12 protein-coding genes and 1 pseudogene are annotated in these 14,450 nt (G+C 32.4%); 6 read left to right on the top strand and 7 right to left on the bottom strand.

Annotated elements, in window-relative coordinates; genetic code table 11:
* Positions 1-368: 368 nt before the first annotated feature.
* A complete protein-coding gene (locus tag ACQKOF_RS03310) occupies positions 369-653 on the bottom strand; it encodes a gamma-type small acid-soluble spore protein (protein WP_427553678.1) in 285 nt (94 codons plus the stop codon).
* A 570-nt stretch (positions 654-1,223) separates the two neighbouring features.
* Here ACQKOF_RS03310 and ACQKOF_RS03305 point away from each other — a divergent pair.
* Positions 1,224-1,835 (top strand): class I SAM-dependent methyltransferase, encoded by a 612-nt coding sequence (locus ACQKOF_RS03305; RefSeq protein WP_427553676.1) that lies wholly within the window; start codon positions 1,224-1,226, stop codon positions 1,833-1,835.
* Positions 1,836-2,149: 314 nt separating this feature from the next.
* Here ACQKOF_RS03305 and ACQKOF_RS03300 read toward each other — a convergent pair whose 3' ends face one another.
* From ACQKOF_RS03300 to ACQKOF_RS03285, 4 genes are all read right to left on the bottom strand, one after another.
* Positions 2,150-3,451, bottom strand: coding sequence for an alpha/beta hydrolase family protein (locus tag ACQKOF_RS03300; RefSeq protein WP_427553674.1), 1,302 nt, complete (start codon positions 3,449-3,451; stop codon positions 2,150-2,152).
* A gap of 184 nt (positions 3,452-3,635) precedes the next feature.
* Entirely contained in the window at positions 3,636-4,067 is a 432-nt protein-coding gene (locus ACQKOF_RS03295; protein ID WP_427553672.1) for a DUF3021 family protein, read from the bottom strand.
* Between the two features lie 12 nt (positions 4,068-4,079).
* Entirely contained in the window at positions 4,080-4,517 is a 438-nt protein-coding gene (locus ACQKOF_RS03290) for a LytTR family DNA-binding domain-containing protein (RefSeq protein ID WP_427553670.1), read from the bottom strand.
* A 271-nt stretch (positions 4,518-4,788) separates the two neighbouring features.
* Entirely contained in the window at positions 4,789-6,987 is a 2,199-nt protein-coding gene (locus tag ACQKOF_RS03285; RefSeq protein WP_427553668.1) for an MMPL family transporter, read from the bottom strand.
* Between the two features lie 242 nt (positions 6,988-7,229).
* Here ACQKOF_RS03285 and ACQKOF_RS03280 point away from each other — a divergent pair, with 242 nt between their 5' ends.
* From ACQKOF_RS03280 to ACQKOF_RS03270, 3 genes are all read left to right on the top strand, one after another.
* Positions 7,230-7,775, top strand: a complete 546-nt coding sequence (locus ACQKOF_RS03280; protein ID WP_427553666.1) for a TetR/AcrR family transcriptional regulator — start codon at positions 7,230-7,232, stop codon at positions 7,773-7,775.
* A 560-nt stretch (positions 7,776-8,335) separates the two neighbouring features.
* Positions 8,336-9,814, top strand: coding sequence for an Lsa family ABC-F type ribosomal protection protein (locus tag ACQKOF_RS03275; RefSeq protein ID WP_427553664.1), 1,479 nt, complete (start codon positions 8,336-8,338; stop codon positions 9,812-9,814).
* Positions 9,815-10,249: 435 nt separating this feature from the next.
* Positions 10,250-12,229, top strand: a complete 1,980-nt coding sequence (locus tag ACQKOF_RS03270) for a cation:proton antiporter (protein WP_427553662.1) — start codon at positions 10,250-10,252, stop codon at positions 12,227-12,229.
* 70 nt (positions 12,230-12,299) lie between these two features.
* Here ACQKOF_RS03270 and ACQKOF_RS03265 read toward each other — a convergent pair whose 3' ends face one another.
* Entirely contained in the window at positions 12,300-12,923 is a 624-nt protein-coding gene (locus tag ACQKOF_RS03265; RefSeq protein WP_427553660.1) for a hypothetical protein, read from the bottom strand.
* A 222-nt stretch (positions 12,924-13,145) separates the two neighbouring features.
* Between ACQKOF_RS03265 and ACQKOF_RS03260 the strand changes: the two are divergent.
* Positions 13,146-13,277 (top strand): annotated as a pseudogene (locus ACQKOF_RS03260) (ABC transporter ATP-binding protein); the annotation flags it as partial.
* 48 nt (positions 13,278-13,325) lie between these two features.
* Positions 13,326-13,616, top strand: a complete 291-nt coding sequence (locus tag ACQKOF_RS03255) for a hypothetical protein (RefSeq protein WP_427553658.1) — start codon at positions 13,326-13,328, stop codon at positions 13,614-13,616.
* Positions 13,617-13,998: 382 nt separating this feature from the next.
* Here the strand turns inward: ACQKOF_RS03255 and ACQKOF_RS03250 are convergent, their stop codons facing one another.
* The gene (locus tag ACQKOF_RS03250) at positions 13,999-14,157 is read right to left on the bottom strand and encodes a hypothetical protein (protein ID WP_427553656.1); all 159 of its coding nucleotides are present in this window, start codon (positions 14,155-14,157) and stop codon (positions 13,999-14,001) included.
* Between the last annotated feature and the right edge of the window lie 293 nt (positions 14,158-14,450).

The following is a 14,450-nucleotide window of genomic DNA, read 5'->3' as shown; positions in this document are numbered from 1 at the left end:
GCGAGAAATCAACGTTTCTAAAATTGATTTCTCGCGCTTTTTAAGGTTTTAACTAGTTTTATCCCAGGCACGCTATAGAAATGCAGGTAGAAAAATGGTGATATTGAACCGGCAATAATAACCAATGAAGCTAGAGATTTGTTTTTAATTGGATTGCTCATAAATCCTTTGAAAAATAATATAAAAATGCTAATTGATTGTATCATATTGAAATAATCAATTGAATTTGATTGTTTTTTTGATGAAAAATATACATTTAATGGTATGTATTTGTGAACATAAAAGATTCCTTAGTAGGCATTCGGCACTTCGAGTGCAGGCGAAAAAACCGGCAGAAAAAAGGTTGCCGGTTGGGGATATTAATCAACTTATTTTGTACTGTTTTTGTTTGCAAATTGACCAGAAGCTTGTTTTTTGTTAGCTTCTGCTTGCTGGATTTGTTGTCTTATTTGATTAACATCAGTCTCATTCCCGAATTCTTCGTTCATCGAGTTCATTGTACCAGAAGCTTGTTTTTTGTTAGCTTCTGCTTGCTGGATTTGTTGTCTTATTTGATTAACATCAGTTTCATTCCCAAATTCTTCGTTCATCGAGTTCATTGCATTTGGGGTTTTTTGGTTAAAGTTTTGGTTGTTGTTATTCATGGATTTCACCTCCTGAAATTAGTCTGTACAGAAGATGCTTTATTATTCGTAGAAATGAAGTCGTAATCAACAATCATAATTTAATGGCGAATTTTATTTTTTGATCGATATACAATGTCCTACCATTTTAGATCCCAGCGTAAAAAAAGTCTAAAGAAAGGTTTTTTATACGAACCATTCATCCTGATCAATCAAAAAAAAGTTACATTTCCACCATCGGACGAGCCTTATTACACAGCTCTCTAAATGTAATCCAGACATAAACGTGAACATTATGGTATCTATGTCGCACGTATTCCGTAATAAACTAAAAAGTTGAAGATTAACAATGTGCTAAGGACTTATAACAATTATGGCCAATACTAATAACTGATAGGTGGGTTATTTTAATGAGTCTCATTCTTTATAATCCCAAAAGCATGATTGGCTTCGCATGTAAAGGCGTCGAATTTTAAAGTTTACGACTGTCAATAACGAAGCAATTAGTTGAATTATTATTTGCAGAATCGTATCTTAAATAATGACACGTTTTTTAGTATTTAGGTTTGTTAATTAAGCCGCCTGATTGGAGAGATAATAATGGGAAATACTGATAAGTTTGAAATGATTGCTAATATATATGACACTCCTGAAAGAATCCAAATCGCAAAGGTATCATCAGATGTGATCAGAAATTATTTAGTTGACGCTAAAAGCAAGAATGCTGTTGATTTTGGGTGTGGAACGGGTCTTGTCGGAATGAACTTGTTAAATGAGTTTAATTCTATGCTTTTTCTGGATACATCACAAAACATGGTTAATCAAATAAAACAAAAAGTAACTAATTTTAATATTCAGAGAGTAGATACATTATGCTTTGATATTGAAAAGGAAAGTATAACGGATTTACATGCCGACTATATTTTTATGGCACAGGTTCTACTCCATATTCATGATATTAAATTAGTTTTATCAAGATTATTTGATGTTCTTAATGAAGGAGGACATCTACTGATCGTAGATTTTAATAAAAATGAAAAAATAGTTTCAGATATTGTTCATAACGGATTTAATCTAGAAGAGCTAACCGACATTATGACAAAAATAGGGTATAGAGATATTCAATTCAAAACTTTTTATACAGGAAATAAAATATTTATGGGACAAGATGCTTCTATGTTTATTCTTGATTCAAAAAAGGGACATCGGTAAGAAATAGGTTTAAAATTTGCAGTTTCTTCTAAGTCTTGTAAAAGAGTATTATCTGATAAAGCAACAAAAGAAATAACTAACTCGATAGATTGAAATAAGGATTGATAACTACTTTACCATCTTTAGACGATTTCAAATCAAGCGTTACACATTAGAAAGATTGAAGTCAGATGTTTCAATGAAAGAAAAGTTATTTAATAGAGGATGCTCAATAAGTCTTTGTTTTTAAAGTTAATGGGCTTCCTCTATTAAAATTTATACAAGTATTTGATGGGAGGGCCGTATCCTAAATAACGACGAAAAAAATTTTGTGATCAATATGTCTCTTTGGGAGTGAAATGGCCGATTCCCTTTAATGCAAAGTCAAAAAATTTAAGAATTAGTTCATTTTCAGTTTCAATGCAGTAATATTTATCAATGTCGGCTTTTCCTCCTTGTAGAATATTTGCCATTATAGGAGAGAAAAGCGGTAAATCGGTCAAGCTTAAATGTTTTGCCCTTTTAAAATGAGTTGTATATGCTCCTTCGAACTGTTTATTGTTGAGTTTGTTCGCTACATAAACAGGGGTACGATCCAGTTGACTCCAAACATCGTCTGAATAAATGTTAAAAAGAGGGGTTGTGTAGGCTTTGCTGCTTGCCATAAAATTATCATCAGCTTTGTTATAAACAAGTTCACTAAAGAAAGGGGCATCGATATTTACTACTGCACTTACATCATTGCGTGCTCTACCTAGCCACACACTTGCAGCACCTCCCATTGAGTGCCCAAACACACCAATTTTCTCTGTATTGATATGTTGATAAATAGGGTCATTGTCACTTTTAGCTTTTGTAAGTATTGTATCAATGACAAAATTCATATCGTTTGTTCGCAGTTTCATCCATTTTTCAATGATATTGTACCATTCTTCATTCGAATAAACACCTTTATTCGTATTTTTGACTTCATTTTTAAAATCTGAACTGATCATAGTTACTATTCCATCCTCTGAACGAGTATAGAAGGAATGATAAGGATGATCGATGGAAACCACTACATAACCGTTGCTTGCTAGCTCAGTATAAGTAGATCCGTTACTTGTCTTAATACCATATGCTCCATGTGAAAATACTAATAGAGGGTATGTTCCATCTGCGTTTTTGGGATACCAAAATTCCACATTAACAATTCTGTTGTCCCCCTTGTCAGAAAACTCCTCAATACGATTCTTGTCAATATATGTGTCAGTAACGGTTGCGACTTCATATTCTCCTGTCACTTTTGGTGATTGATGCTGTGGAAAAATAATGACAGGTGAAAGTACAAAGACAAATATTAATATCATCATAATGGACTTCCACACAATGTTAGAAGTTTTGTATTGTTTGATATTCGTTTTCTTTAGGATAAGAGATACTGTCCCTTTTACGGCTAATAAGAAAAGTAGGATAGCAAGCATTACCCAGCAAAAACTCCAGACAATCACCGATGAAACAGTAAGTATTACAAATACAATAAATACAGCAATTCTAATCCAATTCTTTATTTTTTTATGGTTTTGCTTAGTTGCTATGCAGTAGATTGCAAAAGCAATCTCGAAAATAAATGCCATTAAAAATAGTAAAGTTCCCATAGTTATTTCCTCCTCATTGGAAAAATTTTTATGAAATCATCATAATAAACAGATGAAAGGATGTATATGGAAAAACGGTAAGTTGTATTTATAAGCCAATAAGATGCAAAAAACGGTAAGCTCAAAGCTTACCGTAAAATAATCTGTTGCAGCCAACTACTGTACTGCTTATTGATTTTCTTGACTACTCACCAAAGTCTTTCTTAATTGACTTTAGTTTTTCATTGATTTTTTTTGCATCTTTTTTATCATTTCGCCATGACAGTAGATGAACAATGATATAGATTACGGCAATTTGCAGTGCAAGAATGATTACCCCCGGACCAGTTACAAGATTCATAGCGCTGCCAAGGACAATCAATAAAATCTCCAAAGTGAAGAAATGAATAATAATCCTTATACGCATTTTTTTCTCACTTAGATCATTCGGAGAATATAAAATAAATCCCGTTAATGCACCTAAAAATGAAAATGCCATAAGGATATAAATTGACTTCAAATCAAAGGCCATGTCAGAATCATACATTTGTCGCAATATAGTAATAATCATGATTATGGATCCGAAGATGATAAAGAAATTCTTAATTATCTTTTGGACAAATTCAAAAAAATTCATATGTATCCCTCTTTACAAACCAAGCATATTTTTAAGGACAGGTACATACTGCCTTGATATAACAGTACGTTCTCCGTTATCCAGGACAGCTTCGAATCGACCACTTATAGTCGGATAAACAGATGAAATTTTGGTGATGTTCAAAATTGTTGATTTCGATGCGCGAAAACAGTTTTTCCCTTTGCATAATTCCTCTAACTCGTATAGTTTTTGTTTTATCTCAAAAACGTTGTCCTTGCAGTACATAAACACTTTTCCCTCGACTGCTTCGAAATAATAGATATCACTTAGCTTAATGCGGTGAAGATTATCATTTTGATGTCCAATTAAAATGAGGTTTTCAGTTTTCAGCTTGTTTATGATTTCATATATTTCGTCATCAACCTCATGACATCTAATAAGAATTTCTTCTTCTAATTCTTGTCTTATTTCTTCTATTGAAATTTTCATATCATCACCCACGAAAATTCAAATTATTTCAGTTTAACTCGAACTCTGTATAAACTTTCTAATGGAGCACCGCTAAAAAGGTTGTTATCATAATGATATTACCTCTGTTTGGATTTTATTTTATAATAATATCCAGAATCTGCTAAGTCAAGTGTAGGAGAAGGGGGCGAGTTACAGGTATAATCACAATAGTTATAACTATATATGGATAAAGAAATAGCGAGTGAATTTTTTTCACTCGCCGTACTTAAATCTTCTTAAAGAGAGTTCTTTATTCCTTATTCGAACTTAACATTTTTTCTTTTCCTTTTATTTCTTTCATAAATGATTCTCCCTCAATATCTAAATTTGGTAGTAATTTATCTAGCCATTTTGGTAAGTACCAAGAAGCTTTTCCCATTAAGATCATTACTGCCGGTACAATAGCCATTCTTACTACAAAAGCATCAAATATAACGCCAAATGTGAGTGAAAAGCCCATCGCTTTAATTATTGGATCTGGAGCTAACATGAATCCAGTAAATACTGAAATCATAATCAACCCTGCAGCTGTTACTACTCCACCACTATCTTTCATTCCGGCTAAAACAGCTTTACGTGCATCCCCGGTATGTGTATATACTTCACGCGTTCTACTAACTAGAAAAACCTCATAGTCCATTGCTAACCCAAATAAAATTCCGATCACAATGACTGGTAAGAAGCTTAATACAGGATTGGCAATAGGAAATCCAAATAAATCAATTAAATTTCCATCTTGAATAACAAATACAGTGAATCCTAATGTTGCACCTAAAGATAGTAAAAATCCTAGTACTGCTTTTAATGGAACTAAAATTGACCTGAATACTAGTACTAATAAAATGAATGAAAATCCAATAATTAATAAAGCGAATATTGGCAATGCATCACTCAATTTTTGTGATATATCAATGTTTACCGCCGTAGTACCTGTAACCATTAATTTTATATGTTCGGATTTTTCCAAGGTCTTTGCCTTTTCTCGAATATCGTTTACAAGATCTTTTGTTTCTGAATCAGATGCTCCTGTCTCTGGAGTTATTGAAATAAGATACAATTCTCCTGAAGGTCCAGGAATTGCTGGGCTAACATTTTTAACATTTGAAAACCCACTTAATTCTTCAATAGTATCATTTAAGGCTACTTGTGGATTGGTTGTTTCGCTGGAGGTTTTAGCCGCTACAATTAATGTTGCAAGATGACCTGGGCCATAAGCTTTGGCAAGTAAATCATATGCTCTTCTTTCTGTTGTCTTTTCATTTTTCGAACCGTTATCTGGTAATGCGAGTTCCATATGGGAAATAGGAATAGCAATTATAGATAAAAGTAAAACTCCAATGATTGCCACCCTCCACGGTCGTTTTGCTACAAAATTTCCCCATCTATCGGAAGTAGTTAGTTTTTTATCACTTTTAATAATTTTACTTAAAAAAGTATTTTTTCTATCTGGTCCAACTTTATGTCCGATTAGACCTAAAAAGGCTGGAACCACAATTATTGCAATAAATATTGCGAATAATACGCAAAGAGCAGCAGATAGACCCATCATTGTTAAAAATGGTATTTTTGCAACAGATAAACCTAAGAGCGCAATGATGACTGTTATACCAGCAAACACTACAGCACTACCGGCTGTTCCGTTTGCAATTGCTACAGACTCTTGGACAGAATATCCTTCTTTCCTTTGCTGTCTAAAACGAGTCATAATAAAGAGAGCATAATCAATGCCTACTGCCAGCCCTAACATTGCTGCTAACGTTATCGAAACAGAGGTAATTTCCAAATAATTTGTGCCAATCATAATTAATAAAATTCCTATAGCTAGTCCAATCACCGCCGTAATAATTGGCAACCCGGCCGCTAAGAAGGAAATAAAAGTAATTGCCAATATAACAAAAGCAACAACTACCCCAATTAATTCTGTTGTTCCTCCAATTTCCATTTCAGAAAATAAAACATCACCAGTTAGTTCTGTTTGAATGCCAGCATCACGTATATTTTCGATATTCTCTGTAATATTTTTCTTTGATTTTTCCGATACCTTGTCTGCTGCTACATTATAAGTAACAATTGCATAACCAATTTTCTTTTCTTTACTTAAATTTCCTAACTCTAAAGGGCTTGCTACAGAAACAATATGACTATCTTTTTCTTTTATCGCTCTCAATGTATCCGTAATTACATTGTTAATCTCTTCAGAATCTAAGGTTTTATTTTCGGGTGCTTTAAATACTAACTGTACTTGACCTGTATTTGAGGGAAATTCCTTTTTTATGAGGTGAAGGGCTTTTTCTGATTCTGCCCCAGGTATAGACATGTCCTCAGAAAAATTTGATCCCAGGTTCATTGCAATAATTGCTATCAGAAGGAGAATTATTAATGAGCCTCCAATTATTTTTTTACTATTGTTTGCAGCCAATTTTCCTAATTTATAAAGATACTTTGCCATTAACAGCTTCCTTTCATCTTAATATTACATACAGCACATTAAACCAACTAGTTATTATTTGAACGACAAGTTATTAATTATACACATTGTTGATTTAATGGTGTAGACATAGTATATTAAAGCTAATTGAAGGTAACAATAAGCAAAATGAAAACATGTGTTATTAAATAATCATTTATTAATATTTTGTTCATTTAAAAACATATTGAAATAATTTGGTTAATAAGTGGGAGGGGAAAAAAGTGGTTGGTACACCAGGAAACCGAAGAACATTGTATAGTAAAAAAGTAATTATAGAGGCTTTTTTACTGCTACTACAAGAAAAAAACTTAAATAAAATTACAGTTACGGATATTTGTAAAGAAGCAGATATTAATCGCGGAACTTTCTATTCTTATTATAATGATCCGTTTGATTTAATGAGAAGTATTGAAGAAGAAATGATAGAGAAGATGATGAGTACAATTAATTGTTCAGGAGAACTAAATATACTAAATGAACTTTTAAAATTGATACTTATAAATAAAGAACTCTGTAAAATCATTTTTAATGAAAAAAATGGCTCTCGTGTATTAAATACAGTTTTGAATTCTGCACAAGATATAGCAATTCTAGAAATAAAAAAACAGTTGCCAAATGCTAATGAGACTCATTTAGAATATTTTTTCACTTATTCGACTGGAGGAATCATTGAAGTAATTCGAAAATGGATAAATGATGATATGAAAATTCCAACTGAAGAAGTTGTACAAATCTTAGAAAGTATGAATGTCACCTATTCTCAATAAACGATTTGTTATTAGGTATTAGAAGTCAATTTGGAATTAGTCTAGGTGCTCTGCTTGTGATCAAAAGAGCAACAAACAGTAATTTAAGATGATGATGATGAATTGTATTCCATGAAAAAATTTGTTAATATAAAATTACAATGATGAGAGGACTGATGAATGGACAATGATTAACTAAACTATATTTTTATTTGAAATGAATAACTTCAAACACAAAATATAGGATTAGTCTGTCCATTTTTATAAATCAGTTTACACTTTATTTGTCATGTTTCCGATGGCAAAAAGAACTTATTTAATATAAGTGAAAGACTAATCCTTCCAATTTACAAATTGGGAGGATTTTTTATTCTCTCATGGTTAAAAATTTTTTCCGTAACTTCAATCTAATAAAATAAAGGAGAGTGAAAAATGAGCGATTCAGACACTATTGTTACGCATGTAATACTCCGAATAAGTCGTTAATATCCATCAAACTTATGCGGAGAAATTTAGAATAGATGGATGTGCCGACTTTGTATGAAAAGTAAAAAGTGTAGGTATACAAAGGAGGAATTATCATGTCAATGATAAAAGTTCAAGATTTAACTTTTTCTTATCCAGGTAGCTTTGACAATATTTTTGAAGGTGTAAACTTTCAAATAGATACGGATTGGAAACTTGGATTTATCGGTAGAAATGGGCGAGGTAAAACAACATTTTTTAATTTATTATTAGGGAATTATGAGTATAGTGGGAAAATCATTTCTTCAGTAGAATTTAATTATTTCCCGTATCCAGTTGCGGATAAAAACAAGTATACTTATGAAATTTTTGAAGAAATTTGCCCCCAAGCAGAAGATTGGGAATATCTTCGTGAAATATCCTACTTAAATGTAGATGCCGAAGCGATGTACCGACCATTTAATACATTATCAAATGGAGAACAAACAAAGGTGTTACTTGCTGCACTTTTTTTGACTGAGGGTCAATTTCTATTAATTGATGAGCCAACCAATCATCTAGACACTGATGCACGAAAGATTGTCTCTAATTATTTAAGGAAGAAAAAAGGGTTTATTTTAATTTCACATGACAGAATTTTTTTAGATGGATGCGTTGACCATATTTTATCTATAAATAGAGCAAATATTGAAGTTCAAAGTGGTAACTATTCTTCTTGGAAGTTAAATTTTGATAGACAGCAGGAACATGAAGAGGCAACAAATCAGCGTCTACAAAAAGACATAGGGAGATTAAAACAGTCTTCAAAGCGTTCAACAGGTTGGTCTAATCAAGTGGAAGCTTCCAAAAATGGGACGACGAATTCAGGTTCTAAGTTGGATAAGGGTTTTGTAGGGCATAAAGCGGCTAAGATGATGAAGAGAGCAAAGAACCTTGAATCAAGGCAGCAAAAAGCTATTGAGGAAAAGTCAAAACTGCTAAAAAATGTGGAAAAAACGGAGTCATTAAAATTAGAGCCTTTGGAATATCAGTCAAAGGAATTGATTGTTTTGGCGGATGTGTCTGTTAAGTACGATGGACAAATAGTGAATAAACCAATAAGCTTTAAAGTGGAACAAGGTGACCGAATTGTACTTGATGGAAAGAATGGAAGCGGAAAAAGTAGTATCCTAAAACTAATTCTAGGAAATTCGATACTGCATACCGGCTCAATGAATTTAGGTTCAGGCCTTATTATTTCCTATGTTCAACAAGATACTTCTCATTTGAAGGGACTGTTATCTGACTTTATTGAAGAGCATGAGATTGATGAAACGTTATTTAAATCCATTCTACGTAAGATGGATTTTGACCGAATTCAATTTGAGAAAGATATAGCTCATTATTCTGGTGGGCAAAAGAAAAAGTTGCTTATAGCCAAAAGTTTATGTGAAAAAGCTCATTTATATATTTGGGATGAACCATTAAATTTTATTGATATTTATTCGCGTATGCAAATTGAAGAGCTTATTCAAAGATTTAATCCCACAATGGTGATTGTTGAGCATGATCAGGCATTTCAACAAACAGTTGCAACAAAAACTATATCTATGTAGGTAAATAATATGTAAGAAAAGAATCCATTTTGATCAAACTTTTTTCAAAATGGATTCTTTTATTGTGAAATACTGGTTTAATGAAAAACATCTAAAAATCATTTAATGTTGAATTAATGTTTATTTTAAGGTTAGAAAAAGAAACTAAATGTAATACGGTTGATTTAAAAGAGTGACCCTTGCTAATAATTATTTTATTAATGCCGTTTCACTATTAGAGAGACGGCTTTTTACTGTATCTAACCTAGTAGAATGGTTCACTCGTCGGTGGAATTGGTGTAAATTAAGTCTGTGAACAAATACTAACTGTGTAAAGTTAGATCTTACTGTTGTGAACAGCAGAACAAATATGAAAATTGGTTTACAATTAGAAGGAAGTAGGTTAAAACTTGGTTGACCTTGAAAAACAATATTTCTTAGGGAAGGAGGCCGTACATGGAGATCTTGGTATCGATATTAATTCTACTTGTATTATTATTAGTGACAAATGTCCTGGCACATTATATTTCTTTCATCCCGATTGCTCTAATTCAAATTGCAGTTGGAATTCTAGTTGCTTTAGTAGCAAAGAATTTTACCATTGAAATTGAAGCGGAATGGTTTTTGCTATTGTTTATTGCACCGTTACTTTATCATGATGGAGCACATTTTCCTCGTGAACAATTATGGAAAATGCGGTTACCGATTTTAGGCAACGCTATTGTATTAGTATTATTAACGACTATTGTTGGTGGTCTGTTTGTGCACTGGATGATTCCGTCGATTCCTTTAGCGGCTGCCTTTGCTTTAATGGCTATTTTATCACCTACTGACCCAGTGGCGGTAAATAGCATCGCCAAACGAGTTCATATTCCAGATCGTATAATGAATTTAGTTCGTGGGGAATCTTTAATCAATGATGCATCGGGGTTAATCGCGTTTAAATATTCAGTAGCGGCGATTGTAACGGGTTATTTTTCATTGAAATCAGCAACAAGTGATTTTCTTTATATGTTTTTTGTTGGTTTACTTATAGGTATTTTTGGCGCATTATCAATATTTTGGATAAGACTCCATCTTCGCCGTATAGGAATAGTGGATTCCACATTTTACGTCTTGCTACAAGTTCTAACACCATTTATTTTATATTTGATAGCAGAAGAAGTGTTTCATGCATCAGGAGTAATTACAGTTGTAACAGGTGGAATTATTGCGGCAATTGTTAAAGAAAAGACCGAAAGTTTCATTGCACAGGAACAGGTGGTAACAGAACATGTTTGGTCAATTGTGACTTTTACATTAAATGGGGTTATTTTCCTCCTGCTAGGGCTACTGTTACCTTCTGCCACGAATTCTATACTAGTAAGCGAGGAAATTCACAATAGTATCCTGATTTTATATGTGCTAGGAATTGGCTTGATGGTGTTAATCATCCGCTTTGTTTGGGTGATGTTCTTTCATGTAGTAGATAAAAAAATATTTAAGAACGAAGAAACAGTAACAATTAAAGATCATATTGTGACAACGCTTGTTGGCGTTCGTGGTACTATCACGATGGTAGGTATATTATCATTACCTCTAGTAACAAATCAAGGAGCATTATTTCCGGATCGTCAATTACTCATCTTTTTAGCTGCAGGTGTTATTTTATTCACTTTAGTAATGGCAACCATATTTTTACCTTTATTAAATGATCAAGAAAAAGCCCAACAGCCAAATATAATGAATGAAAAAAGAGAAATGTTAAAACATGCGATTCGTAGTATTCAACGTGAAACAGTTGAAGAAAATGCTGCTATAGCTCTAAAGTTAATGAATCAATATAACGCAATGTTAATGAATGTTGAGCGAAAACAGTCAGAAGAAGCATTTCAAGCATACAGGCAACAAATGTTGGAAGCTAGAAAAATTGGGATGGAATTAGAAATAATTTATACGAAGCAATATATGGCTGAGCGTGGATTAAATGAATCAATTCAACAGGAAATTGAGTATATTCTTAAAGAAAGAAAAGATATGTTAAATAATCGAACATTTACTTTGTTAAAACGTCGTTTACGTTATTTTTTACGTGAACGGAAGATGAGCAAACTACCAACCAATGTTGTAGAACAAATTAATCATGTAAAAAAAGATTTAAAAGGTTATGTGACATCATCAATTATAAAGCATGTTCAAGAAACGAATGAATATTCTTTAGATATTGCGCAAAAAGTGGAAATGTATTATCGTCACTTACAATATTCATCTTATAAAATGGATTCTTCAGAACAGGAAGAACAAAAAGAAGACTTAGCTTTTATAGCCATTGAAGCACAAAGAAATCTTATAAATGAATGGTATCAGGCTGGTGATATAAATAATGAATTAGCAAAAGAATTAAGAAGATTTGTAAATAATCTGGAAAGTGTTATTTTACTTGAAGCGGAAGAATAAATGGTGACTGCCTAGCATAATCTGCTGGGCTTTTTATTTGCTTTGGTACTTTGAGTTAGCTACCAAATCACTAATCTGTCAATAATGCAATTGGCAATGGCTGCTGGTTCAGAGGCATTTTTGCCTGGATAGGCCCATTAGGAAGTAAGTGTTCCTTGAAAGTAGGAGACTTTGGCATATAAGTATATCCGCCTGCTACCGTTTCTTTTGTTTCAACATCATAAATTGCATATCTACCTCTAAATTCTGTTTCTGTGTCTTTAAAGGAATAAAAGAAATAAACTTGCCTATTAGGGCTAACAGTCTGATGGTAGTTAATATCTATATCTGGGTAGGGACGAAGAATATTTCCATCAAAAGTTACATAATTTAATCCTTCTACCTCATTAAACAATAACTTTTTTTTAATATTTACAGATGCATCAGACATTTCTTTAAAAAGAACAGTATCCAATTGTCTTTGCTCCTGCTTATGTCTTTGATAAAGCTCCTGATGTACAGGATACTTTAGGTCTCTTAATGCCTGGTAAAATTCATCTACAGTTTCATCAAAACCTTTTTCCTTATTTGCAGGATATAAATATTCAATTTTATCTGAAGGTGTAGTTTGTGAATAAACAGGATTTCCTAATAACATGAAAAGACTGCACGAAAATATAAACATAAACAAACTAATTAAGAATGGATTTTTCATTTAGGTTACTCCTTTTTAAAAGTAACGTACCCTAAATGTTCTTTAACTATCCTGCATTGTTAGTTGAAGGAGAATCGTTCCATAACTTGCCACCCTTTAAATAAAAGAAACCACCTCAAATGATGAGATGGATATCTATAACTTTTTATTAACCTAAATTCTCCGTTGGGTTAATTTGAATAAAAATGAAATATTCGGTTGAGATAAGTTAATCTTTTACGACTAGCTCATAAAGAAAATAAATGTATCATCGTTGTTACGCATTCCCAGGAAGTCGCTAAACAGTCTGATAAGGTAGTTTATCTTGAACAACGAAATTTGGTTTGTAAAAATTTGAAGAAGAAACGGGAATAAAATTTTATCGAAACTCTTTTATAAAAATGTAAAATTGGAATGAAATAAATGTGGACAAAAGTAGCAGCATCCATTGGTTTAGTATCTATTGGAATAGCCATTGGTTTATTTATAAATTTGGTGAATTTAGGTGGAGACTTGGATCAAAATGAAACCAATATGTATCAAGATAATAACACGTATTCAGAAGAAAAGATTCCTGATCAGAGGCAATGGGAATCTCCAAACCCAAGAGGAGAAATGACGCCAGAGCAGTGGGAGGAGTTCTCATCAAAATCAGGTGAACGGATACCAGAACAGTGGGACTCTTTATCATCTACAAGGTTCTACATCTCCTAATTGAAATTCTTTCATGCATTAAATAAATCTATGATACTATTGCTCGACAAATTTACCTTCAAGTAGAAATGAACTATACCCTAAATATTGGTTATGAATAACATACGTTCCCCTTAGGATAAACAGGTGAAAATTACAACATGTTTATCTTAGGGGGAATTTTGTGTCTTAATCAAAATTTTATGTAAGAAATCTACCAGTAGAGATTTTTAGAATTGAAGCTCTTAAAAAGACTTTATCCTTATTGATAGGAAAGTAATGAAGGAGGATGTATAAAAATCTTATGCTAAAGGATGAAATTGTTATCTATCATAAGTAGAAAATATAACAAATAAATCTTAAAACGACAAAATAAGAATCCATCTTTTTTCAAAATGGATTCTTATTTATTAATCATTGCCATATTAACAAGTGACTTCATAAACTTAAAGAAGATATCCTCTGCTCCTAATGCTTTAAGCGATACGTATGTTAAACACGAACACAATATCAACGTAAATACGACCAATAACATCAATGGACGTAGATTAATTTTATACATAAAAGCTTCTCCTTAGTTGAATAAGTTGAAAGAAAACTGCTGAATAGACATATAAATCTAGACGTGCACATCCTATTGAAAGAACACATATAATAGAATCAATTTTCTTCCTAACAACTAGTGTATATGACCAATATGGTATCTGTGTGGAGATATTGAGGTGTTTATGTAGAGAAGTTGAACCCAAAAGCTTTCCTTCCAGTATTGTGCTCTCATTGGGGTTACCAAAACAAAACATTTGTTAAATTCCTTTTTACAAAAGGAAATATAGTTATTTCGATTCCATGTGAGAA

It is taken from the genome of Lysinibacillus sp. NPDC093190 (assembly GCF_050280425.1).
GTDB lineage: Bacteria > Bacillota > Bacilli > Bacillales_A > Planococcaceae > Lysinibacillus.
This window is presented reverse-complemented; position numbering and strand designations above follow the sequence as displayed.